This is a genomic window from Burkholderia sp. THE68 (assembly GCF_009938265.1).
Taxonomy (GTDB): Bacteria; Pseudomonadota; Gammaproteobacteria; order Burkholderiales; family Burkholderiaceae; genus Caballeronia.
Genome location: NZ_AP022315.1, coordinates 2,368,205 through 2,391,323, shown reverse-complemented (window position 1 = coordinate 2,391,323; position 23,119 = coordinate 2,368,205). Strand labels below are relative to the sequence as shown.

The 23,119-nt window shown below is 60.1% G+C and carries 16 protein-coding genes, 2 tRNA genes and 3 rRNA genes; 12 read left to right on the top strand and 9 right to left on the bottom strand.

Annotated elements, in window-relative coordinates; translation table 11 throughout:
• Window positions 1–26: 26 nt before the first annotated feature.
• Entirely contained in the window at window positions 27–767 is a 741-nt protein-coding gene (locus tag BTHE68_RS11260; RefSeq protein WP_162066385.1) for a phosphoglycolate phosphatase, read from the bottom strand.
• Complete coding sequence (rpe, locus tag BTHE68_RS11255; protein WP_162066384.1) at window positions 764–1,459, bottom strand: ribulose-phosphate 3-epimerase; 696 nt, start codon at window positions 1,457–1,459, stop codon at window positions 764–766. Before rpe ends, BTHE68_RS11260 begins: the two co-directional genes overlap by 4 nt.
• Window positions 1,460–1,680: 221 nt before the next feature.
• Here rpe and apaG point away from each other — a divergent pair, with 221 nt between their 5' ends.
• The gene (apaG, locus tag BTHE68_RS11250) at window positions 1,681–2,055 is read left to right on the top strand and encodes a Co2+/Mg2+ efflux facilitator ApaG/CorD (RefSeq protein ID WP_162066383.1); all 375 of its coding nucleotides are present in this window, start codon (window positions 1,681–1,683) and stop codon (window positions 2,053–2,055) included.
• Window positions 2,056–2,079: 24 nt separating this feature from the next.
• On the opposite strand, the gene BTHE68_RS37340 is transcribed toward apaG, so the two are convergent.
• A complete protein-coding gene (locus tag BTHE68_RS37340; RefSeq protein WP_033536109.1) occupies window positions 2,080–2,229 on the bottom strand; it encodes a hypothetical protein in 150 nt (49 codons plus the stop codon).
• On the opposite strand from BTHE68_RS37340, the gene mltA reads away from it, so the two are divergent.
• Complete coding sequence (mltA, locus tag BTHE68_RS11245) at window positions 2,228–3,394, top strand: MltA domain-containing protein (protein WP_162066382.1); 1,167 nt, start codon at window positions 2,228–2,230, stop codon at window positions 3,392–3,394. The genes BTHE68_RS37340 and mltA overlap by 2 nt on opposite strands.
• A gap of 67 nt (window positions 3,395–3,461) precedes the next feature.
• Here mltA and paaK read toward each other — a convergent pair whose 3' ends face one another.
• The 4 genes from paaK to paaN form a co-directional block, all read right to left on the bottom strand.
• Window positions 3,462–4,766 carry a phenylacetate--CoA ligase PaaK gene (gene paaK, locus BTHE68_RS11240; RefSeq protein ID WP_162066381.1) on the bottom strand — a complete coding sequence of 435 codons (1,305 nt, stop codon included), beginning with the start codon at window positions 4,764–4,766 and terminating at the stop codon, window positions 3,462–3,464.
• A 70-nt stretch (window positions 4,767–4,836) separates the two neighbouring features.
• Complete coding sequence (paaI, locus tag BTHE68_RS11235) at window positions 4,837–5,223, bottom strand: hydroxyphenylacetyl-CoA thioesterase PaaI (protein ID WP_232077936.1); 387 nt, start codon at window positions 5,221–5,223, stop codon at window positions 4,837–4,839.
• A 64-nt stretch (window positions 5,224–5,287) separates the two neighbouring features.
• Window positions 5,288–6,079, bottom strand: coding sequence for a 2-(1,2-epoxy-1,2-dihydrophenyl)acetyl-CoA isomerase PaaG (gene paaG / locus BTHE68_RS11230; RefSeq protein WP_162066379.1), 792 nt, complete (start codon window positions 6,077–6,079; stop codon window positions 5,288–5,290).
• Window positions 6,080–6,236: 157 nt separating this feature from the next.
• Window positions 6,237–7,946, bottom strand: coding sequence for a phenylacetic acid degradation protein PaaN (paaN, locus tag BTHE68_RS11225; protein WP_162066378.1), 1,710 nt, complete (start codon window positions 7,944–7,946; stop codon window positions 6,237–6,239).
• 140 nt (window positions 7,947–8,086) lie between these two features.
• Here paaN and BTHE68_RS11220 point away from each other — a divergent pair, with 140 nt between their 5' ends.
• From BTHE68_RS11220 to rrf, 6 genes are all read left to right on the top strand, one after another.
• Window positions 8,087–8,863 carry an enoyl-CoA hydratase gene (locus BTHE68_RS11220; protein WP_162066377.1) on the top strand — a complete coding sequence of 259 codons (777 nt, stop codon included), beginning with the start codon at window positions 8,087–8,089 and terminating at the stop codon, window positions 8,861–8,863.
• Window positions 8,864–9,297: 434 nt separating this feature from the next.
• Window positions 9,298–10,831 (top strand): 16S ribosomal RNA (locus tag BTHE68_RS11215).
• Between the two features lie 62 nt (window positions 10,832–10,893).
• Window positions 10,894–10,970 (top strand) — tRNA-Ile (locus BTHE68_RS11210).
• Between the two features lie 50 nt (window positions 10,971–11,020).
• Window positions 11,021–11,096, top strand: a tRNA-Ala gene (locus BTHE68_RS11205).
• 334 nt (window positions 11,097–11,430) lie between these two features.
• Window positions 11,431–14,317 (top strand): 23S ribosomal RNA (locus tag BTHE68_RS11200).
• Window positions 14,318–14,451: 134 nt separating this feature from the next.
• Window positions 14,452–14,564 (top strand): 5S ribosomal RNA (gene rrf / locus BTHE68_RS11195).
• Together the 16S, 23S and 5S rRNA genes with 2 tRNA genes alongside form the textbook arrangement of a ribosomal RNA operon.
• Before the next feature lie 110 nt (window positions 14,565–14,674).
• Here the strand turns inward: rrf and BTHE68_RS11190 are convergent.
• Window positions 14,675–15,868, bottom strand: a complete 1,194-nt coding sequence (locus BTHE68_RS11190) for a M20 aminoacylase family protein (protein WP_162066868.1) — start codon at window positions 15,866–15,868, stop codon at window positions 14,675–14,677.
• A 162-nt stretch (window positions 15,869–16,030) separates the two neighbouring features.
• Between BTHE68_RS11190 and BTHE68_RS11185 the strand changes: the two genes are divergently transcribed.
• On the top strand, window positions 16,031–18,112 hold the full coding sequence (locus BTHE68_RS11185) for a molybdopterin-containing oxidoreductase family protein (protein ID WP_162066376.1): 2,082 nt from the start codon (window positions 16,031–16,033) through the stop codon (window positions 18,110–18,112).
• A gap of 128 nt (window positions 18,113–18,240) precedes the next feature.
• Window positions 18,241–19,914, top strand: coding sequence for a long-chain fatty acid--CoA ligase (locus tag BTHE68_RS11180; RefSeq protein ID WP_162066375.1), 1,674 nt, complete (start codon window positions 18,241–18,243; stop codon window positions 19,912–19,914).
• A 148-nt stretch (window positions 19,915–20,062) separates the two neighbouring features.
• On the opposite strand, the gene BTHE68_RS11175 is transcribed toward BTHE68_RS11180, so the two are convergent.
• A complete protein-coding gene (locus BTHE68_RS11175; protein ID WP_162066374.1) occupies window positions 20,063–21,229 on the bottom strand; it encodes a porin in 1,167 nt (388 codons plus the stop codon).
• A gap of 415 nt (window positions 21,230–21,644) precedes the next feature.
• On the opposite strand from BTHE68_RS11175, the gene coq7 reads away from it, so the two are divergent.
• Both coq7 and mraZ read left to right on the top strand, forming a co-directional pair.
• The gene (coq7, locus tag BTHE68_RS11170) at window positions 21,645–22,289 is read left to right on the top strand and encodes a 2-polyprenyl-3-methyl-6-methoxy-1,4-benzoquinone monooxygenase (RefSeq protein WP_162066867.1); all 645 of its coding nucleotides are present in this window, start codon (window positions 21,645–21,647) and stop codon (window positions 22,287–22,289) included.
• 388 nt (window positions 22,290–22,677) lie between these two features.
• Entirely contained in the window at window positions 22,678–23,106 is a 429-nt protein-coding gene (gene mraZ, locus BTHE68_RS11165) for a division/cell wall cluster transcriptional repressor MraZ (protein WP_061177703.1), read from the top strand.
• The last annotated feature ends 13 nt before the right edge of the window (window positions 23,107–23,119 follow it).

Genomic DNA, 23,119 nt, shown 5'->3' with positions numbered 1-23,119 from the left:
TTTTCTGTTGAGAAACATGGATGGACTTATTCAGTCAGGGTGGTATCCGGCGGCGCCAAAGTGGCGGCGATCGCCAGTGCTGCGGTGCGCAGCGAGGAAACTATACCATCGGATTTCACGGACTGTACAGGTTTCCCGTGGTTGTAACCGTAGGGCACGGTCAGGGTCGCGAGGCCCGCGGCGCGGCCCGCGAGCGCGTCGTTCTCCGAATCTCCGACCGCCACGGTTTCGCGCGGCAAGACGTCCAGTCGTTCACAGGCCGTGAGCATCGGCAACGGATCGGGCTTCTTCGCCGGAAGGGAGTCGCCGCCGAGAATCACCTTGAAGAAATCCGCGATGCCGAAGTGCGCGAGCAACTCCACCGCGAACCGATGCGGCTTGTTTGTCACGCACGCGAGCGCGACGCCGCTTTCGCGCATCGCTTCGAGGCCTTCCTTCACTTCGGGGAAGAGCGTCGAATGCTTGCCGTTGACCTTCGCGTATTCGGTTTGATAGATCGCGAGCGCGTCGTCGAATTGCGCGGCCGCCTGCGACGGCGATAGCCGCACCGCCAGCACGCTGCGAATCAGGTTTTCCGAACCCTTGCCGACGTAGTCCGTGACTTCATCGCGCGTGACGGGCGTCTCGATGCCGATGCGCGCGAGCATCGCGTTCAGCGCGGCGACGAAATCGTCCGCGGTATCGACCATCGTGCCGTCGAGGTCGATGATGGCCGCGCGGATCGGCCGGTTCACAAACGGCGTCTGCGCCGGGGCGATCTCGCTCATGCTTTCGCTCCTGCTTCGGCCTTGGCCAGTTCCGCGCGCATCGCGTCGATGACCTGTTTGTAGTCCGGCTTGCCGAAAATGGCCGAGCCCGCGACGAACGAGTCCGCGCCGGCCGCCGCGATTTCAGCGATGTTGTCGATCTTCACGCCGCCGTCGACTTCCAGATGGATCTCGCGCCCCGTGCGATCGCGATACGCATTGATTCGCGCGCGCGCCTCGCGCAGTTTGTTGAGCGCCTCGGGAATGAACGACTGCCCGCCGAAGCCCGGATTCACCGACATGATCAGCACGAGATCGAGCTTGTCCATCACGTGATCGAGATAATTCAGCGGCGTCGCGGGATTGAACACCAGGCCCGCCTTGCAGCCGTGATCGCGGATCAGCGAGAGCGTGCGGTCGATGTGATCCGAACCTTCCGGATGAAAACTGATCACATTGGCGCCGGCTTTCGCGAAATCGGGCACGATGCGGTCGACCGGGCGCACCATCAGATGCACGTCGATGGGCACGTCCACGTGCGGGCGGATGGCTTCGCACACCAACGGACCGATCGTCAGATTCGGCACGTAATGGTTGTCCATGACGTCGAAGTGGATCCAGTCGGCGCCGGCGGCGACGACATTGCGGACTTCCTCGCCGAGGCGGGAAAAGTCAGCGGAGAGGATGCTGGGAGCGATGTGGAATTGCGCCATGGACGGTGACCGGGTAGCGACCTAAAGGCGTGATTTTAACCCGCGTTTTTCCCTGGAGTGCCCTCGGCCGAACGGCCAGTGCGTCGGGCGGATGTGCACAGGGCTCCAATCGTGTTGCGGGCGCGGCCAGCATCAAGGAGAATGCCTCACCAATGGCGGCGCGCCCGCACGGCTCTCTGCGCGGCGGGGCAGCGGCCATTTGAACTGGAATTGGAACTACGATGAGCCAGTACGAATTCAGCGTCTCCGTGGAGACGCGGTACCTGCCGGAACAGTCCGATCCCGACAGCCGGCAGTACGCATTCGCCTACACACTGACGATCCGTAACACCGGTGAGGTCGCGGCGCAGTTGATTTCGCGGCACTGGATCATCACTGACAGCAACGACCACGTGCAGGAAGTGAAGGGACTCGGGGTCGTTGGGCATCAACCGCTTTTGCCCCCGGGTGAACAGTTCGAATACACGAGCTGGGCGGTGATCGCGACGCCCGTCGGCACGATGCGCGGCGAGTATTTCTGCGTGGCCGAAGACGGCGAGCGTTTCGAGGCGCCGGTAGCGGAGTTCGCGTTGCATATGCCGCGCACGCTCCACTGAGCGGGAGCCGGCGGAAAGGGACGCTCAGCGCCGTTTCGCCGGATCGTTCGAGCGGTTCTGGTTTTTCTTCTTGCCCGATGCCGTCCATACGACGATGAAGATCAGCAAGGCGAGCGCCACGAGCGACTCGAGCGCAAAAATAAGCATTGGATATTCGTCGAACAGATCAGACATGGCGGTTCCCATCAAGAACGAGCATTGTATGCGTTTCGCGCGGCCGACCGCGCGACTGGCGGCCTGGGCCGCATCGATTGCAACCGCTGTCCTGCTCGCCTCGTGCGGAGGCGGTAATTACGTGAAACCGGGCCCGGCCACGGCGACTCCCGGCACGCCGATCACGACCGGACAGCGCGCCGCGTCGCGCCTGACGGCGGTGAGCTGGCAGCAGGTGCCGGGGTGGCAGGACGACTCGCTCATCGGCGCGACGGCGGCGTTGCGTCAGAACTGCAGCCGGCTCGCGCGTCAGGCCAACTGGCAGAAGGCGTGCACGGCGGCGCAGCGGCTCGACGACCTCGACATGTCGGCGGCGCGCAGCTTCTTCGAAACCTATTTCACGCCTTTCCAGCTCGCCAACACCGACGGCACGCTCGACGGTCTCGTGACCGGCTACTACGAGCCGCTGCTGCGCGGCTCGCGCACGCGGCACGGGGTGTATCAGTACGCGCTGTATCGCTGGCCGTATCGGTACAAGCCTGGCTCGGCGCTGCCTGTACGCGCGCAACTCGAACGTTCGGGCGTGCTGACCGGCAACGAACTCGTGTGGGTCGACGATCCGATCGAAGCGTTTTTCCTGCAAGTGCAGGGCTCGGGACGCGTCACCATGGAAGACGGCAGCGTGATGCGCGTGGGCTTCGGTGGCACGAACAATCAGCCGTATCGGTCGATCGGCAAGGAACTGCTCGATCGCGGCGAACTCACGCCCGCGCAAGCGACGATGCAAGGCATCAAGGCCTGGGCGAAGTCGAACCCCGCGCGCGTCGACGCGCTGCTCGACGTGAATCCGCGCTTCGTGTTCTTCCGGGAAATGCCGGCGAACGAAACGATGCCCACGAGCCTCGGCGATGGCCCGGTCGGCGCGCTCGGCGTGCCGCTGACGCCCGAACGTTCGATCGCGGTCGATCCTTCCGCCATTCCGCTCGGCACGCCCGTGTTCCTCCAGACGACCCGTCCGCTCAGCAACCAGCCGATGAACCGCCTGGTGTTCGCGCAGGACACGGGCTCGGCGATCAAGGGCGGCGTGCGCGCGGACTACTTCTGGGGCCTCGGCGACGACGCCGGCGATCTCGCAGGGCGCATGAAGCAGGGCGGCAGAATGTGGTTGCTGCTGCCGAATTCCTGATCTTTCAGCGTTCTCTCGCGGCAATGGAAAAAGCTCGCGGCCGTCACGGCTCGCGAGCTTTTTCACTTCATGAGGTCATGTTGCGCCGGTCGATCACCCGCCGCGCCTTGCCGACCGAACGTTCGATACCGTTCACCCCAAGCACGTTCACCACGGCACTTACGCCGATCAGCGCCTTGATGTCGTAAATGAGCGCGGCCTTTGCGCTGTCGAGCGCAGTGGCGTCCGGCGCCGATTCCGGGCACGGTTCGACGTTCAACGTCAGCACGTCGAGCGGGCCCTCTTTGGTGAGCACGATCTGATAATGCGGCGCGAGCACGGGACGCTTGAGCAGCAACTCTTCGATCTGCGTCGGGAAGACGTTGACACCGCGCACGATCATCATGTCGTCGGAGCGGCCCGTGATCTTCTCCATGCGACGCATCGTGCGGGCCGTGCCGGGCAGAAGGCGCGTCAGATCGCGCGTGCGATATCGAATGATCGGCAGGGCTTCCTTCGTGAGCGAGGTGAACACGAGTTCGCCGAATTCGCCATCGGGCAACACTTCGCCGGTTTCCGGATCGATGATCTCGGGATAGAAATGGTCTTCCCAGATGGTCGGACCGTCCTTGGTTTCCGCGCATTCCGACGCTACCCCCGGCCCCATGACTTCCGAGAGCCCATAGATGTCGACGGCGTCGATTCCCATGCGCGTCTCGATGGCGCGGCGCATGTCGTTCGTCCACGGCTCCGCACCGAAGATGCCGATCCGCAGCGAGCAGCTCGCCGGCTCGATTCCCTGGCGCTCCAGTTCGTCGGCGATCGAGAGCATGTAGCTCGGCGTGACCATGATGATGTCGGGCCGGAAGTCCTGAATCAGCTGTACCTGCTTCTCGGTCTGGCCGCCGCCGAAGGGAATGACGGTGAGCCCAGCGCGCTCCGCGCCGTAGTGCGCGCCGAGTCCGCCAGTGAACAGTCCATAGCCGTAGCTCACGTGGACCTTGTCGCCGCGCCGCGCGCCCGCCGCGCGGATCGAGCGCGCGACGAGGTTCGCCCAATTGTCGAGATCCTGAGTGGTGTAGCCGACGACCGTGGGCTTTCCCGTCGTCCCTGACGATGCGTGGATGCGCGAGACACGCTCCTGCGGCACGGCGAACATGCCGAACGGGTAGTTGTCGCGCAGATCCTTCTTGGTCGTGAAGGGGAAGCGCGCGAGATCCGAAAGCGATGTGACGTCGTCCGGATGGACACCGGCTTCGTCGAACTTGCGCCTGTACACCGGCGAGTTCTCGTAGGCGTGCCTGAGCGTCCATTTGAGGCGCTCGAGCTGCAACGCCGCGAGTTCGTCGCGGCTCGCTTTTTCGATCGGCTCGAGCGGCAGCGGGGTGGTCATTGCTGTCTCCTTGATGCTGACTATGCGGCGCGGCCTTTTCATGCCGCGTCCGTTATATGAACGAGTCCCGTCACGCGGGGATCACGGTACCTCTGATTTGTGCCGATTTGCCGCGAAACATCGCGACTGCTTCGCCTTCCCGGTTCGTCACGCGAATATCGTAGATGCCCGTGCGGCCGCTCAGCGTCTGCTCGATCGCCTCGGCGGTCAGACGATCGCCGCCTTGCACGGGGCGCAGGAACTCGATCGAACAGCCTGCCGCGACCGTGTTGATGTTGTATGAGTTGCAGGCGAAGGCGAACGCGGAGTCCGCCAGCGTGAACATCAGCCCGCCGTGGCAGATCTCGTGGCCGTTGAGGAAGTCGGGTCGCACGTTCATTTGCAGCCGCGCATAGCCCGGCCGTACTTCGATCAGTTCAATGCCGAGCGCGCGCGAGCATGCGTCGGCTTCGTACATGGCCTTGGCTGTGGCTTCCGCGAGTTGTTGTGGCGTCACAGGCGTCTCCAGATTGATTCGGTTCTCACAGACCTTCGAAGCGCGGCGCGCGCTTTTCCTTGAAGGCGGCGACGCCTTCGATATAGTCGGGCGACGCACCCAGTTCGCGTTGCAGATCGCGTTCGAGATCGAGTTGCTGATCGAATGTCTTGTTGGCGCTCGCGCGGATCGCCTGCTTGATCGCGACGACCGCGCGCGCCGGCTGCTGCGCGAGTTGCGCGGCCAGTTGCGCTGCCGCCTGCTGCAACTCGCCATCCTCGACGACGCGCCACACGATTCCCCAGGCTTCCGCTTTTTCCGCGCTGAGTTTCTCGCCAGTCAGCGCGAGGCCGAGCGCGCGCGCTTCGCCCACGCGTCGCGGCAGGAGCCACGTTCCACCCGAATCCGGCACGAGGCCGATTTTCACGAACGCCTGAATGAAACTCGCTGACCGCGCCGCGATGACGAGGTCACACGCCATCGCCAGATTCGCGCCGGCGCCTGCAGCCGTGCCGTTCACAGCGCCGATGACGGGCATGCGCATGGCCTGCAGCCTGCGCACGAGCGGATTGAAGTACTCGTCGATGAGATCGCCGAGATCCGACATCGAGCCCGGCGTGAAATCCAGGTCAGCGAGATCCTGTCCCGCACAAAACCCGCGTCCCGCGCCTGTAACGACGAGCGCGCGTGCATTGCCCGCCTCGATTTCAGTGAGCGCCTGATTCAACTCGCGATGCATTTCGCGTGTGAAGCTGTTTAGCTTGTCGGGACGATTGAGCGTCAACGTCGCGACGCGCGTCTCGCTGTCAATATGGAACAGCACGGACTTCTCTGTCATTGCATCTCCTTTGTCGCCGAAGCGCGGTCGCGCGGCTGTTGCGGACCGGTTTTCCCTTGGTTCCGATACTAGCCGCGCGACCGATGGCTTTCCATTAGGCCGAATGTTATAGGCCGTTTGCACGGCGATTCGGCCTTCGCACCTTGTGCAGTTCGCCTTATGCCGTTTGGCCGGCTTCCGCCGGGGCGGCCTTCGGCGCAACATGGACCCGGCTCTGCACTACACGGAAACGATTCGCGACGAACGCGGCGTCCGAAAGCGCGGCGTTGGCCGCCGGGTTCGCGCCCGTGCCATGAAAGTCCGAGAACGCGGCGGTCTGATTGACGAACACGCCGCCCGTGAGGTTGATCGAAAGCGCGACGCCGCCTTCGATGGCTGCTTCGTGCGCGGCGTCGATCACCTTGTCGTCGGTGCTGTAGACCGACAACGTCAACGCGCCGTGCGTGCGTGCGATCGAGGCGGCCAGTTCGAGCGAATGCGCGGTCGAGTCCGTCGCGACGATGAACGAAATCGGCCCGAACCATTCCTTGGTGAACTTGGCTTCGTCGGTGCGCGCGTCGAGCTTGAGCATGAGCGGAGTGTGCACTCGCGCGTCCGGGAAGGCGGGGTGCGTGAGCGATTGGCTGTCGAGCAGGACGTCGCCGAGCTTGCGCGCTTCGGCGACACGCTCCACGACGCCTTCATTCTGGATCGCACCGGTGAGTTCGACGGCGCGTGCCGGATCGGACGCCAGTTTCTCGACAGCGCCTGCGAGCGCTTTGGCGACGTCGTCGAAACTCAGTTGTCCGTCGGCGGTGCGGATGCCATCGCGCGGCACGTAGATGTTCTGCGGCGCCGTGCACATCTGGCCCGAGTAAAGGGCAAGAGAGAAGGCGATGTTGCGCGCGGCGGCTTTCATGTCGTCCACGGAATCGATGACGATCTGATTCACGCCCGCCTTCTCGGTGTACACCTGCGCCTGGTGCGCGTTGCGTTCGAGCCAGGTGCCGTTTTGCGTGCTGCCCGTGAAGTCGATCAGCTTGATTTCGGGACGCACGGCCAGTTGCTGTACGAGCGCGCCATCGTTCGGCTCGGTGGCGAGCAGGGTGACGAGGTTCGGATCGAAGCCCGCTTCGCGGAGCACGTCACGCGCGATACGCACCGTGATCGCGAGCGGCAGGATCGCGCCCGGGTGCGGCTTGACGATAACGGCATTGCCGGTCGCGAGATCGGCGAACATGCCGGGATAGCCATTCCAGGTCGGGAACGTGCAGCAGCCCAGTACGAGCCCGGTGCCGCGCGGGACGACGGCAAAGCGCTTTTGCATCGCGAGCGGCGGGTTCTTGCCCTGCGGCTTTTCCCAGTGGGCTTCGGCGGGAATGCGGCGCAACTGGTCCCAGGCGTAGACCACGGCTTCGAGCGCGCGGTCCTGCGCGTGCGGCCCGCCAGCCTGGAACGCCATCATGAAGGCCTGACCAGTCGTATGCATCACGCTGTAGGCAATCTCGAAACTGGCGCGATTCAGACGCGAAAGAATCTCCATGCTCACGCCGACCCACGCCCGCGGTCCGGCGGCGCGCCAGCCGGCTTGCGCGTGAGCGGCGGCTTGAATGAGCGCGTCGGGATCGGACTTCGGATAGCGGATGTCGAGCGCGACGCCGAACGGCGAGCGTTCTTTCCCGACCGTTTCGCCGGTGGAAGGCTGGTCGAGTTCGAATGTCTTGCCGAAATGCGCTTTGAAGGCGGCCTCGCCGTCGGCGCTGGCCGTTTCCCCGTACACTTTGGGGCTCGGCATTTCGACGAACGGGCTCCAGTAGCCGCGCGTTTCGATGGCTGCGAGCGCTTTATCGAGCGTCGCTTCGTGCTTCGTGAATAGCGGATGTGTCATGGTCGCGAGAAAGTGAACGAGGAAAGGTGCCAGATCGAATAATTAACCGACCGGTTGGTTGGTAATGGTAGCATTATCGAGATGCGGTTGACGACGTCTTTTCATTAGGGCTTACCTGAGGATAGGAAAGGGAGGAGCGAATGGCTTATGAGAATCTGCTGGTTGAGACGCTTGGTCGGGTTGGACTCATCACGCTCAACCGTCCAAAGGCGCTCAACGCGCTGAACGATGCGCTGATGGACGAGTTGGGCGCCGCACTAAAGGCGTTCGACGCCGACGACGACATTGGCGCAATCGTGCTGACCGGCAGCGAGAAGGCGTTCGCCGCGGGTGCGGACATCGGCATGATGGCGAGCTATTCCTATATGGACGTCTACAAGGGCGACTACATCACGCGCAACTGGGAGGCGATCCGCGCGATTCGCAAGCCGGTCATCGCAGCGGTCGCGGGCTTCGCGCTCGGCGGCGGTTGTGAACTCGCGATGATGTGCGACATCGTCATCGCCGCCGATACGGCCAGATTCGGCCAACCCGAGATCAAGCTTGGCGTCATTCCGGGCGCGGGCGGCACGCAGCGCTTGCCGCGCGCCGTTTCGAAGGCCAAGGCGATGGACATGTGCCTGACCGCGCGCATGATGGATGCGAATGAGGCAGAGCGCGCGGGGCTGGTGTCGCGTGTAGTCGGGGCGGACCGTCTCCTGGATGAGGCCGTCGAAGCTGCGACGATCATCGCTGGATTTTCGGCGCCGGCCGTATTGATGGCCAAGGAAGCGGTCAATCGCGCGTACGAGACGACGCTCGCGGAGGGCGTGCATTTCGAGCGACGGCTGTTCCATTCGCTGTTTGCCACGGAGGATCAGAAGGAGGGAATGGCTGCGTTTGTCGAGAAACGCAAGCCGGTCTTCAAGCATCGGTGATTCTTATTCGAGAAAGCGCTTGCGCTTCTTGAGGACGCTGACTAGAATTCCGTTCCTTCGCGATTCGATGAACGCGAAGGAGGCGGGATGAGGCGGTTCCCGGTGCGGTCGGCGAGAAAAGAAGTTCGAAGTTCTTGTTGACAGAAGCCGAAGCGTTGTTCATAATCTCGTTTCTCTGCTGCTGATGCAGCGACGCAAGACGGAAGTTGATGTGATTCTTGCGATGTGCTCTTTAAAAACTAACAGCCGATAAGTGTGGGCGCTTGATAGCGAGTGCGGTTTCAGTCTTTCGGGGCTGAGGCAATAGCAAAAGTATCAAGAGTCTCACACGAAGTATCAGAGGAAGGTTTATCTGTCGAGAGATGGATTAATCATCGTCAGTACGTTGAGTGAGCGACCGGTTCTTAACGGAACCGAAAAACAGTAACAGGTTTGAACTGAAGAGTTTGATCCTGGCTCAGATTGAACGCTGGCGGCATGCCTTACACATGCAAGTCGAACGGCAGCACGGGGGCAACCCTGGTGGCGAGTGGCGAACGGGTGAGTAATACATCGGAACGTGTCCTGTAGTGGGGGATAGCCCGGCGAAAGCCGGATTAATACCGCATACGATCTACGGAAGAAAGCGGGGGATCCTTCGGGACCTCGCGCTATAGGGGCGGCCGATGGCAGATTAGCTAGTTGGTGGGGTAAAGGCCTACCAAGGCGACGATCTGTAGCTGGTCTGAGAGGACGACCAGCCACACTGGGACTGAGACACGGCCCAGACTCCTACGGGAGGCAGCAGTGGGGAATTTTGGACAATGGGGGCAACCCTGATCCAGCAATGCCGCGTGTGTGAAGAAGGCCTTCGGGTTGTAAAGCACTTTTGTCCGGAAAGAAAACCATCGCCCTAATATGGTGGTGGGATGACGGTACCGGAAGAATAAGCACCGGCTAACTACGTGCCAGCAGCCGCGGTAATACGTAGGGTGCGAGCGTTAATCGGAATTACTGGGCGTAAAGCGTGCGCAGGCGGTCTGTTAAGACCGATGTGAAATCCCCGGGCTTAACCTGGGAACTGCATTGGTGACTGGCAGGCTTTGAGTGTGGCAGAGGGGGGTAGAATTCCACGTGTAGCAGTGAAATGCGTAGAGATGTGGAGGAATACCGATGGCGAAGGCAGCCCCCTGGGCCAACACTGACGCTCATGCACGAAAGCGTGGGGAGCAAACAGGATTAGATACCCTGGTAGTCCACGCCCTAAACGATGTCAACTAGTTGTTGGGGATTCATTTCCTTAGTAACGTAGCTAACGCGTGAAGTTGACCGCCTGGGGAGTACGGTCGCAAGATTAAAACTCAAAGGAATTGACGGGGACCCGCACAAGCGGTGGATGATGTGGATTAATTCGATGCAACGCGAAAAACCTTACCTACCCTTGACATGGTCGGAATCCCGCTGAGAGGTGGGAGTGCTCGAAAGAGAACCGGCGCACAGGTGCTGCATGGCTGTCGTCAGCTCGTGTCGTGAGATGTTGGGTTAAGTCCCGCAACGAGCGCAACCCTTGTCCTTAGTTGCTACGCAAGAGCACTCTAAGGAGACTGCCGGTGACAAACCGGAGGAAGGTGGGGATGACGTCAAGTCCTCATGGCCCTTATGGGTAGGGCTTCACACGTCATACAATGGTCGGAACAGAGGGTTGCCAAGCCGCGAGGTGGAGCCAATCCCAGAAAACCGATCGTAGTCCGGATCGCAGTCTGCAACTCGACTGCGTGAAGCTGGAATCGCTAGTAATCGCGGATCAGCATGCCGCGGTGAATACGTTCCCGGGTCTTGTACACACCGCCCGTCACACCATGGGAGTGGGTTTCACCAGAAGTAGGTAGCCTAACCGCAAGGAGGGCGCTTACCACGGTGGGATTCATGACTGGGGTGAAGTCGTAACAAGGTAGCCGTATCGGAAGGTGCGGCTGGATCACCTCCTTTCTCGAGCTTCGCACTTCAACATTAAGCGCTCACGCTTATCGGCTGTAAGAAAGACAGGCTAAGGGTCTGTAGCTCAGTCGGTTAGAGCACCGTCTTGATAAGGCGGGGGTCGTTGGTTCGAATCCAACCAGACCCACCACCCGAGAGAGGCGTGCTGACGGAGCAACCGTTCCTAGTCAGGCCACGGAAGGGGGATTAGCTCAGCTGGGAGAGCACCTGCTTTGCAAGCAGGGGGTCGTCGGTTCGATCCCGTCATCCTCCACCAAGTCTTCAATGCCAAGTGTTTGCTGCAAGCACTTGGCATTGGCGACTATAGCCAGTTGATGCTGCAAGCAGTGCAACACGCTTGTCGGCTAAACGTTCTTTAACAATCTGGAAGAAGTAGTAAAGAGAATCGCGAAAGCACTTAGAGATGGGTGTGAGTAGAGATTTAAGGGTAGTGATTGTATCAAGTATGAAAAGGTGATCGAGAGATCGCTTTGGAATACGGCACAACGCGAATACTCAGCCTATAGCGAAATGAGTCGTCCCCTTGCGGGGATGAGATCAGAGTAAGCGCTAAAGCGCTAACTCTGATCGCTCAGACACACTCGTTATAGGGTCAAGCGAACAAGTGCATGTGGTGGATGCCTTGGCGATCACAGGCGATGAAGGACGCGGTAGCCTGCGAAAAGCTACGGGGAGCTGGCAAACGAGCTTTGATCCGTAGATGTCCGAATGGGGAAACCCGGCCCGTATGGGTCATCCTAAGCTGAATACATAGGCTTAGTGAAGCGAACGCGGTGAACTGAAACATCTAAGTAACCGCAGGAAAAGAAATCAACCGAGATTCCCAGAGTAGTGGCGAGCGAAATGGGATCAGCCTGTACTCTTTATTTGACTTATTAGCCGAACGCTCTGGAAAGTGCGGCCCTAGCAGGTGATAGCCCTGTAGGCGAAAATAGGTTGAAAGAACTAGGTGTACGACAAGTAGGGCGGGACACGTGAAATCCTGTCTGAAGATGGGGGGACCATCCTCCAAGGCTAAATACTCGTGATCGACCGATAGTGAACCAGTACCGTGAGGGAAAGGCGAAAAGAACCCCGGGAGGGGAGTGAAATAGATCCTGAAACCGCATGCATACAAACAGTCGGAGCCTGGAAACGGGTGACGGCGTACCTTTTGTATAATGGGTCAGCGACTTACGTTCAGTAGCGAGCTTAACTGATTAAGGCAGGCGTAGCGAAAGCGAGTCCGAATAGGGCGATCAGTTGCTGGGCGTAGACCCGAAACCAAGTGATCTATCCATGGCCAGGTTGAAGGTGCGGTAACACGTACTGGAGGACCGAACCCACTAACGTTGAAAAGTTAGGGGATGAGCTGTGGATAGGGGTGAAAGGCTAAACAAACTTGGAAATAGCTGGTTCTCTCCGAAAACTATTTAGGTAGTGCCTCGTGTATCACCTTCGGGGGTAGAGCACTGTCATGGTTGTGGGGTCCATTGCGGATTACTACGCCATAGCAAACTCCGAATACCGAAGAGTGCAATCACGGGAGACAGACATCGGGTGCTAACGTCCGGTGTCAAGAGGGAAACAACCCAGACCGCCAGCTAAGGTCCCAAAGATTGGCTAAGTGGGAAACGAAGTGGGAAGGCTAAAACAGTCAGGAGGTTGGCTTAGAAGCAGCCACCCTTTAAAGAAAGCGTAATAGCTCACTGATCGAGTCGTCCTGCGCGGAAGATGTAACGGGGCTCAAGCCAGTCACCGAAGCTGCGGATACACGTTGAAAGATACGTGTGTGGTAGGAGAGCGTTCCGTAAGCCTGCGAAGGTGCGTTGAAAAGCGTGCTGGAGGTATCGGAAGTGCGAATGCTGACATGAGTAGCGATAAAGGGGGTGAAAAGCCCCCTCGCCGTAAGCCCAAGGTTTCCTACGCAACGTTCATCGGCGTAGGGTGAGTCGGCCCCTAAGGCGAGGCAGAAATGCGTAGCTGATGGGAAGCAGGTCAATATTCCTGCACCATTGTTAGATGCGATGGGGGGACGGATCGCGGAAGGTTGTCCGGGTGTTGGACGTCCCGGTCGCTGCATTGGAGAAGGCGCTTAGGCAAATCCGGGCGCGTAATTCAAGGGTGTGGCGCGAGCTTCTTAGGAAGCGAAGCAATTGGAAGTGGTTCCAAGAAAAGCCTCTAAGCTTCAGTCTAATAGTGACCGTACCGCAAACCGACACAGGTGGGCGAGATGAGTATTCTAAGGCGCTTGAGAGAACTCGGGAGAAGGAACTCGGCAAATTGGTACCGTAACTTCGGGATAAGGTACGCCCTTGTAGCTTGACTGGCCTGCGCCAGGAGGGTGAAAGGGTTGCAATAAACTGGTGGCTGCGACTGTTTAATAAAAACACAGCACTCTGCAAACACGAAAGTGGACGTATAGGGTGTGACGCCTGCCCGGTGCCGGAAGATTAAATGATGGGGTGCAAGCTCTTGATTGAAGTCCCGGTAAACGGCGGCCGTAACTATAACGGTCCTAAGGTAGCGAAATTCCTTGTCGGGTAAGTTCCGACCTGCACGAATGGCGTAACGATGGCCACACTGTCTCCTCCCGAGACTCAGCGAAGTTGAAGTGTTTGTGATGATGCAATCTCCCCGCGGCTAGACGGAAAGACCCCATGAACCTTTACTGTAGCTTTGCATTGGACTTTGAACCGATCTGTGTAGGATAGGTGGGAGGCTATGAAGCGTGAACGCTAGTTTGCGTGGAGCCGTCCTTGAAATACCACCCTGGTTTGTTTGAGGTTCTAACCTTGGTCCATGATCTGGATCGGGGACAGTGCATGGTAGGCAGTTTGACTGGGGCGGTCTCCTCCCAAAGTGTAACGGAGGAGTACGAAGGTACGCTAGGTACGGTCGGAAATCGTGCTGATAGTGCAATGGCATAAGCGTGCTTAACTGCGAGACCGACAAGTCGAGCAGGTGCGAAAGCAGGTCATAGTGATCCGGTGGTTCTGTATGGAAGGGCCATCGCTCAACGGATAAAAGGTACTCTGGGGATAACAGGCTGATACCGCCCAAGAGTTCATATCGACGGCGGTGTTTGGCACCTCGATGTCGGCTCATCTCATCCTGGGGCTGTAGCCGGTCCCAAGGGTATGGCTGTTCGCCATTTAAAGAGGTACGTGAGCTGGGTTTAAAACGTCGTGAGACAGTTTGGTCCCTATCTGCCGTGGGCGTTGGATATTTGAAGGGGGCTGCTCCTAGTACGAGAGGACCGGAGTGGACGAACCTCTGGTGTACCGGTTGTCACGCCAGTGGCATCGCCGGGTAGCTATGTTCGGAAGAGATAACCGCTGAAAGCATCTAAGCGGGAAACTCGCCTTAAGATGAGATATCCCCGGGGCTTCGAGCCCCTTGAAGGGTCGTTCCAGACCAGGACGTTGATAGGTCAGGTGTGTAAGTGCAGTAATGCATTGAGCTAACTGATACTAATTGCCCGTAAGGCTTGATCCTATAACCAGTGTGTTTGTGCCTCCTCAGGAGCCCGCACTGGCGAGTCACAGCGTGTGCGACAATCGCCACCCGAATTCTTTACCGCTTCTTCCCAGATTGGTTGTGCGCCCTCAGGCGCTCAACAACAAGTCATGCCTGATGACCATAGCGAGTCGGTCCCACCCCTTCCCATCCCGAACAGGACCGTGAAACGACTCCACGCCGATGATAGTGCGGGTTCCCGTGTGAAAGTAGGTAATCGTCAGGCTCCTCATGCCGAAAACAAAAACCCCACCCCGCAAAGGTGGGGTTTTTGCGTTTCCGGCGGCGCTGCAAAGCATATAGCTTCGAACGAAGCGGCAACGTTCGCCGCTACGACTACCCGCGCGTCAGGAATCGCTCGGCCAGACGCACCCAATACGACGCCCCGATCGACAGCAAGTCGTCGTTGAAATCGTAGCTGGCGTTATGCAGCATGCACGGACCCGCGCCGTGCCCTTGCTCGCGATGCCCTCCATCGCCATTACCCAGGAACGCATAGCATCCGGGCTTTTCGATGAGCATGAACGAGAAGTCCTCGGCCCCCATCGTCGGTTCGACGGCGCTATCGACCTTATCTTTTCCGACCACTTCCGCCATTACTTCCGCCGCGAATTTGGCCTCCTCGGGCGCATTGATCGTCGGTGGGTAGTTTCTGTGGAAGCGCAACTCCACTTCGCAGTCATAGGCGGCTGCCGTCGCTTCGACGATTTTGCGCATACGCGCTTCGATCAGATCGAGCGTCGCCACCGTGAAGGTGCGTACGGTCCCCCCGAGCCAGGCCTGATCGGGCGATACATTCGCCGCTTCCCCCGCGTGAATCTGCGTAATGGAAAGGACTGCGGTATCGATCGGCTTCTTGTTTCGCGTGATGATGCTTTGAAGTCCGTTCGCAATCTGGATCGCGGTAAAGATCGGATCGCGCCCGTTATGAGGCAGGGCCGCGTGCGAACCGGTTCCGCGAACCGTGATGCGAAACTCGTTACTGGAGGCCATGATCGGCCCTTCGGTCACGCCGAAATGACCGGGCGGCATACCGGGCCAGTTGTGAATTCCGAACACGGCATCGACTGGAAAGCGCTCGAAAAGACCGTCCTTGATCATGGCCCTTGCGCCCGCGCCACCTTCTTCCGCGGGCTGAAAGATGAAAACGATCGTCCCGTCGAACTTGCCGTGCGCGGCCAGATGCTTCGCGGCGCCGAGCAGCATCGCGGTATGACCGTCGTGTCCGCAAGCATGCATGCGGCCGTCGTTCATCGACTTATGGCCGAACGTATTCAATTCCTGTATGGGCAGCGCGTCCATGTCCGCGCGCAGCCCTATCGATGCACTGCCAGAACCCCGTTTCAACACCCCGACAACACCTGTCTTGCCCAATCCCCGATGCACTTCGATTCCCCATCGTTCGAGGCTCTCGGCGACGATTTTTGCCGTGCCCACCTCCTCATAGCGTAACTCGGGGTGAGCATGGATCGTTCGTCGGAGCGTTTTGATTTCGTCGTGTGATGCTTCGATTTCTGGGATCAGATTCATTTGAACCGTTCTCACGTTTGAATTCGGATCGCGCGTATTGACCGCGCCTGATGCATTCATTCTACGCCGCCACTATTTGCTCCACCGGACGGTCGATCGCATAGCGTCCGTAATAGAATCCCGTCATCTGCCGCTTTTTGTTTCGAATTACCGGACTTTCCGATGAACGCTCCAGCCGAGTTTGCCCGAGCCGTATGCCCGCACGATTGCCCCGATACTTGCGCGATGCGCGTCACCGTAAAGGACGGCAAAGCGGTGAAAATCAGCGGCGACCCTGATCATCCGCCGACACAGGGCGTGCTGTGCACGAAGGTCACCCGATACGCCGAGCGCACGCATCACAAGGATCGACTGCTGACGCCGTTGCGCCGCGTCGGCAAGAAAGGCGAGGGTCGATTCGAGCCAATCGGCTGGGACGCAGCGCTACAGCTCGCGGCCGAGCGCCTCGCTCCGATTGCTCGGCGCGCGCCCGAAGCCATCGTCCCGTATAGCTATGCGGGCACGATGGGTCTGGTGCAAGGCGAAAGCATCGCCGCGCGGTTTTTCAACGTGCTCGGAGCATCGCGGCTCGAGCGCACCATTTGCGCCGCGGCGGGCGCAGCCGGATTGCGCTACACCTACGGCGCGAGCATCGGTATGCACTCGGAGTATTACGAAGAGAGCGAGCTGATCCTGATCTGGGGCGCGAATCCTATCGCGTCCAGCCTGCATTTCTGGACGCGGGCGCAGGAAGCGAAGCGACGCGGCGCGAAGCTCATCGCGATCGATCCCTACAAGTCGCTCACGGCGGAAAAGTGTCATCAACATATCGCGCTGCGCCCGGGCACGGATGCGGCGCTGGCGCTCGGCATGATCGACGTTCTCATCCGCGAGAATTTCATCGATCACGAGTACGTGAGCGCGCACACGGTAGGCTTCGACGAGCTCGCGGCGCGCGCCGCACAGTATCCGCCGTCGCGCGTGGCGCAGATCTGTGGCATCGACGAGAACGTGGTCGTCGAACTTGCGCGTGCGTTCGGATCGACGAAGAAGGCCGCGATTCGGCTCAACTACGGCATGCAGCGCGTGCGCGGCGGCGGCAACGCGGTCCGGGCGATCGCTTCGCTGCCGTCACTGACAGGGGCGTGGCGCGAACGCGCAGGCGGCTTGTTGCTGTCATCGTCCGGATGGGCGCCGATCGACGGCAGCGCGCTCGAGCGTCCCGACTTGCTGCCCAGCTGGCCTTCGACGATACCGCGCGCGATCAACATGAACGCGATCGGCGACGCGCTGCTGCATCCGGGCGACGAAACGTTCGGGCCGAAAATCGAAGCGATGATCGTCTACAACTCGAACCCGGTCGCGGTCGCGCCCGATTCGGCGAAGGTCGAAGCGGGTTTCGCGCGCGAGGACCTGTTCACGATCGTGCTGGAACATTTCCAGACCGATACCGCCGACTACGCCGACCTGATTTTCCCCGCGACCACGCAGCTCGAACATCTCGACGTCCACAAGTCCTACGGACATACGCACGTGATGGCGAACCTTCCGGCGATTCAACCGGTCGGTGAAGCACGACCGAACACGGAAATCTTCCGCGGTCTCGCGCACGCGATGGGCCTCGTCGAGCCGGCGCTGTTCGAAACCGACGAGCAGATCGCATCGAAGGCATTCCGCTGGGACGACCGCACGCTGCACGGCCAGAGTTGGGAGACACTGAAAGCGTCAGGCTGGCTGGAACTCGACATCGCCCAAGCACCGCTTGCAGAGGGCGCGTTCCGGACGCCGTCGGGCAAATGCGAGTTCTACAGCGAGCTTCTGAAAAACGAGGGTCTCGATCCGCTGCCGGACTACCTGCCGCCGTACGAATCCGCGGATGGTTCTCCGGACCTGGCCGCGCGCTATCCGCTCGCGATGATCTCTCCGCCCGCGCGCAACTTTCTCAACAGCAGTTTCGTGAACATCGAAAGCTTGCGCGCGGCGGAGCGCGAGCCGCATCTGGACATTCATCCCGTCGATGCGAAATCACGCGGCATCGCCGACGGCACGCTGGTGCGTATCTTCAATGATCGCGGTTCGATGCAGGCCCGCGCCCGCGTGACGGAGCGCGCGCGCGAAGGCGTCGTCGTCGGTTTGTCGATCTGGTGGAAGAAGCTGTCGCCGGACGGCTGCAACGCCAATCAGGTGACGAGCCAGGCATTGACCGATCTCGGGCGATCGGCGACGTTTTACGATTGTCTCGTCGAAGTGGAGCCGATGCATTGACGGGCTTTGGAGGAACCGACTCGAACGAGTCTGGTGCATGGCGTCTAACCCAGTTGTCGGAGACCTGCCGAAAAGCTAGGATCTCGTTTCCGCACGACCATTCTAAAATCATATAAAGGAGACGCCGTATGGAAAAACCCTGGCTGAAGTCTTACCCGGCCGGCGTGCCTGCGGAAATCGACGCGTCCGCGTATCGGTCCGTTTCCGAGCTGCTCGTGGACAGCTTTCGCGCGAACCGCGACCGCCGCGCGTTCGTTTGCATGGGCCAATCGATCACCTACGCCGAACTCGACGCGATGTCGAGAAAGCTGGCTGCGTGGTTTCAGAAGCGGGGCATGCAGCCGGGCGCGCGTGTCGCGCTGATGATGCCCAACGTCCTGCAATATCCGGTCGCGATAGCGGCCGTGCTGCGCGCCGGTTACATCGTCGTCAACGTCAATCCGCTGTACACGCCGCGCGAGCTCGAGCATCAGCTCAAAGACTGCGCGGCGGAAGCGATCGTCATCTTGGAAAACTTCGCCGGCACGCTGCAGGCGGTCGTCAGGAATACGGCCATCAAACATGTCGTCGTCGCGTCCATGGGCGATCTCATGGGCCTGAAGGGCCTGTTGGTCAATTTCGTCGTCCGGCGCGTGAAGAAGATGGTGCCGGAGTGGAACCTGCCCGGCAGCATCCGCTTCAACGACGCGCTCGATGAAGGCGCGCGCGGTACGCTCCAGCCCGTCACCCAAAGCCCCGACGATGTCGCGTTCCTGCAGTACACCGGCGGCACGACGGGCATCGCCAAGGGTGCGACGCTCACGCATCGAAATCTGATCGCGAACACGCTGCAGTCCGAAGTCTGGCTCGACCCGGCTCGCAAGCGGCGCCCGGATATCGACCAGTTCGTTTGCGTGGTGGCGCTGCCGCTGTATCACATCTTCGCGCTGACGGTGTGCGGGATGCTGACCATCCGGACCGGCGGCCTGGGCGTGCTGATTCCGAATCCCCGCGATATCGCCGGGACGATCAAGGAACTGAAGGGCATTCCCATCAACACGTTCCCGGCGGTCAACACGCTGTATAACGCGCTGTTGAACCATCCCGATTTCAACAAACTCGACTTCTCCAGGCTCATTGCGGCGAACGGCGGCGGGATGGCGGTCCAGGAAGCCGTGGCGAAACGGTGGTTCGCGGCGACCGGCGTGCCGATCGTCGAGGGCTACGGCCTGTCCGAGACCTCGCCGTGCGTCACCTGCAACCCGGTGACCGCGACCGAATACACCGGCACGATCGGCTTGCCGCTTCCGTCGACCGAAGTCTCCATCCGCGACGACGACAACAACGAAGTGCCGCTCGGCCAGTCCGGCGAAATCTGCATTCGCGGTCCGCAGGTGATGGCAGGCTACTGGAACCGTCCCGATGAAACGGTGAAGGTGATGACCCCGGACGGTTTTTTCCGCTCGGGCGACATCGGCGTGCTCGATGACCGCGGTTACGTGAAGATCGTCGATCGCAAGAAGGACATGATTCTCGTGTCGGGCTTCAACGTGTATCCGAACGAGATCGAGGATGTCGTCGCGATGTTGCCGGGCGTGTTCGAAGTCGCGGCGGTCGGCGTGAAAGATCAGACTTCGGGCGAAGCCGTGAAGCTCTTTATCGTGCGCAAGGATCTGAGCCTGACCGAAGCCGACGTCATGGCCTATTGCAAGGAGCGGCTCACCGGCTACAAACGTCCGCGCGTGATCGAGTTTCGCAGCGATCTGCCGAAGAGCAATGTCGGCAAGATCCTGCGGCGCGAATTGCGCGACGGCTGCGCGTAACCTGCGTTTCGCCCGCATCGGGAAAAGCCTTCGTGTCGTGAGACGCGAAGGCTTTTTTGTTGGACATGTGCGACGCGATTTCCCCGACCAGAACGAAAAAAAGGCGCCCGGAGGCGCCTTTCAGGGAATACCGCTTTGTTACGACTTATTAGAACTTGTGACGGATGCCGACCACAGCAGCAACCTGGTTCGACGTCGACGACGGCGACAGGCCGTTGATGTTCGCAACCGCGTTGCCGTTCGTCGAGTCCGTGCCGCTCGCGTGCTGGTAGATACCGTCGATGTACACGTCCGTGCGCTTCGACAGGAAGTAGTCGGCGCCGAGCATACCTTGATGGTACTTGGCGTTGCCCAGGCCGTAACCCTTCGTGTAGTCATACGCCACGCCCAGCAGCAGAGCCGGGGTCAGCTGATACTTGAAGTTGATTTCGGCGTTGTGGAACTTGCCCGTGCCGCCCGTGAAGCCGCCCGGCGAGGTCAGGCCGGTGCCCGGCTCCGAACCCAGATCCTTGAACTGCGTGTTGCTATACGTTGCGCCGACGGTCGCCGCGCCGAACGTGTATGCACCGCCAGCCGAGATCACTTGTTGCGTCTTCGCCGAAGCGTAACCCGAGTACACGCGGCTGCCGGCCATGTTCGAGCCCGTGGTGCTCGACGACGGCGTGTTGCCGAAGAACGAGTAGTTCGGATCCTTGACGTTCAAGTAGCCCGCGCCCAACTGCAGGGGACCTTGCGAGTAGCCGAGGCCAAGCGACCAGATCTGGTTGCGGTTGAACTGGCCAGCGTTGCCGCCGAGGCTGTACAAGCCGCCAAAGGTGAAGCCAGCGTAGTTCGCGCTCGTGAACTTGACCGCGTTGTTCACGCGATTCGAGTTGTTCATGTTGTCGAGGTCGCCCGGGTGCGCGCCGAAGTACGATGCCCACTGGCTACCGACTTCGAATGCGCCGGTGTAGTCAACCACGGAGTCGTACTGGCGACCGAGGGTGACCGTGCCGAATTGCGCCGTCGACAGACCGACATATGCCTGACGGCCGAACTCAGCGCCGCCTTGGCCCAGACGGCCATTGAACACGTTGAAACCGTTTTCCAACACGAAGATGGCCTTCAGACCGCCACCCAGGTCTTCCGTGCCGCGCAGGCCCCAACGGCTGCCCTGCAGATTGCCGCTGTTCATTGCATACAGCTTCTGGCCGCTGCTGTTGTTGTTGTACGCGAAGCCTGCGTCGATGATGCCGTACAGCGTCACGCTGCTCTGCGCATGTGCGGCGCCTGCGAAAGTGCCCAATGCGGCGAGAGCGAGAAGCGACTTTTTCATTGAATAGATCTCCAGGGAGTGTTTGCGACTGTTTGGCAAGGTCACTGTTCTAGCGCCAGTGTGTTGACGGTCCCTGCCGGGCTTCTTAACGAAGTTGCCACGTAATGTAACAAAGAGCCTTTGATGGACAAAGGAAAAGGGGGCGGTCCGCCCGACGCGTGTGACATTTACGCAACAGGCGCTAAAATGTTGGTTTTGCAGGATTTTTGCGACCCGTGTTTGCCCTACTTACTAAAATCGACGCTGTCGAAGGGTCGTTTTTCGTCCCTTTGGTCAGGTTCCCACGGAGTCGGTCAAGCGAGCCGACGTAGTCATCGACGCTCGGAGATGTGCGCTAAAATCCGCGTTTTCCGCCAAACGCCCGTATGGTTTTACGAACCGCATCGTGCCGGCGACCAAGATGAGAGGTGACAACATGACGCTCGATGAAGTCATCAGCGAGTTCGATCGAGGATTGCGGTCCATGACCGGCGTGAGCCGCATGTCGCGCCCCATTCCAGAGTCAGCCAACGCGCAAGACGATATCCTCTCCGAAGAATCGCAACTCACCGAGAAAGAGCGCGCTCATTCGGCGGGCCTGATGCGCGTGAACCACGTCGGCGAGGTTTGCGCGCAGGCGCTTTATCAGGCGCAGAAGCTCGCGACGCAGTCGCCCGAACTCAAGGCGAACTTCGAGCAAGCGGCTCGCGAAGAGGAAGACCATCTCGCGTGGACGTCGAAGCGGCTGCAGGACCTGGAATCGCGGCCGAGCTTGCTGAACCCGCTCTGGTATGCGGGCGCGCTCGCAATCGGTTTCGTCGCGGGACGCTTCGGCGATCGCGCGAGCCTTGGCTTCATGGCCGAAACCGAGCGCCAGGTCGAGCAACATCTCGACGGTCACATGAAGACCTTGCCCGCGAACGATCACGCATCACGCGCGATCGTCGAGCAAATGCGTCTCGACGAAAGCGCGCATGCCGCCGCCGCGATCGGCGCGGGCGGGAGCGAAGTACCTTTTCCGGTCCGCGCGCTGATGCGCGCAGCATCGAAAGTCATGACCCGCACGGCGTATTACATATAGTGCGATGAACATCCCGGCCGATCCACACGTGGTCGGCCGAGACCCCCGCGGCCGCATCCCACCTGTGGCCCACAAATCGGCCGTAAAGACCGTTACATTTCCCTCATTTCGACAGCTGATTTCACGTACTACCTTCACATCCGCCACTAGCTCTCTAATTCATAACGGTTTTCTCTTTTCGCGTCACTTCAAGCTCCTACGCTAAGTCCTTGTTCTATCAAATAAAAATCGCTCGAAAAAAAGGTACGCGTCTTGACCGAGGAAATACCTTCCTCTAAAGTGGGAGACAGTGTGAGAAAGTGGTCTTTTGTGTGATTCGGAGCCCATTTTCGAGCAAATCTGAGTGGGACGGACGTCACGGTGGGCGTCTGAAACGGGGAGAGGGCGAGTGTTCCAGGGGGCGTCGGCGCTGACGCTCGATGCGAAAGGACGGATGTCCATTCCGTCGCGCTATCGGGATGCGCTGCAAGGGCAGGCAGAAGGCCGGGTGACGCTCACAAAGAGCCCGGATGGATGCCTGTTGCTCTTTCCTCGTCCTGAGTGGGAAGTCTTTCGCGCGAAGGTCGCCGCGCTTCCGATGGAAGCCATGTGGTGGCGGCGCATCTTTCTCGGTAATGCAATGGATGTCGAACTCGATGGCAACGGGCGCGTGCTGGTCTCGCCCGAATTGCGCTCGGCCGCGTCGCTGGAAAAAGACGTGACGCTGCTCGGCATGGGCGCGCACTTCGAGTTGTGGGATTCGCAGACTTACGCGGCGAACGAAGCCGCGGCGATGGCGCAGGGCATGCCCGACGCGCTGAAGAATTTCACTTTCTGATGCGGCGCTGAAG

What these genes read in the sequence shown, in the direction of transcription:
- BTHE68_RS11260 (WP_162066385.1), bottom strand. Translation starts at nt 767, where the DNA reads ATGAGCGAGATCGCCCCGGCGCAGACGCCGTTTGTGAACCGGCCGATC.
- rpe (WP_162066384.1), bottom strand. Translation starts at nt 1,459, where the DNA reads ATGGCGCAATTCCACATCGCTCCCAGCATCCTCTCCGCTGACTTTTCC.
- apaG (WP_162066383.1), top strand. Translation starts at nt 1,681, where the DNA reads ATGAGCCAGTACGAATTCAGCGTCTCCGTGGAGACGCGGTACCTGCCG.
- mltA (WP_162066382.1), top strand. Translation starts at nt 2,228, where the DNA reads ATGGCGGTTCCCATCAAGAACGAGCATTGTATGCGTTTCGCGCGGCCG.
- BTHE68_RS37340 (WP_033536109.1), bottom strand. Translation starts at nt 2,229, where the DNA reads ATGTCTGATCTGTTCGACGAATATCCAATGCTTATTTTTGCGCTCGAG.
- paaK (WP_162066381.1), bottom strand. Translation starts at nt 4,766, where the DNA reads ATGACCACCCCGCTGCCGCTCGAGCCGATCGAAAAAGCGAGCCGCGAC.
- paaI (WP_232077936.1), bottom strand. Translation starts at nt 5,223, where the DNA reads ATGTACGAAGCCGACGCATGCTCGCGCGCGCTCGGCATTGAACTGATC.
- paaG (WP_162066379.1), bottom strand. Translation starts at nt 6,079, where the DNA reads ATGACAGAGAAGTCCGTGCTGTTCCATATTGACAGCGAGACGCGCGTC.
- paaN (WP_162066378.1), bottom strand. Translation starts at nt 7,946, where the DNA reads ATGACACATCCGCTATTCACGAAGCACGAAGCGACGCTCGATAAAGCG.
- BTHE68_RS11220 (WP_162066377.1), top strand. Translation starts at nt 8,087, where the DNA reads ATGGCTTATGAGAATCTGCTGGTTGAGACGCTTGGTCGGGTTGGACTC.
- BTHE68_RS11190 (WP_162066868.1), bottom strand. Translation starts at nt 15,868, where the DNA reads ATGAATCTGATCCCAGAAATCGAAGCATCACACGACGAAATCAAAACG.
- BTHE68_RS11185 (WP_162066376.1), top strand. Translation starts at nt 16,031, where the DNA reads ATGAACGCTCCAGCCGAGTTTGCCCGAGCCGTATGCCCGCACGATTGC.
- BTHE68_RS11180 (WP_162066375.1), top strand. Translation starts at nt 18,241, where the DNA reads ATGGAAAAACCCTGGCTGAAGTCTTACCCGGCCGGCGTGCCTGCGGAA.
- BTHE68_RS11175 (WP_162066374.1), bottom strand. Translation starts at nt 21,229, where the DNA reads ATGAAAAAGTCGCTTCTCGCTCTCGCCGCATTGGGCACTTTCGCAGGC.
- coq7 (WP_162066867.1), top strand. Translation starts at nt 21,645, where the DNA reads ATGACGCTCGATGAAGTCATCAGCGAGTTCGATCGAGGATTGCGGTCC.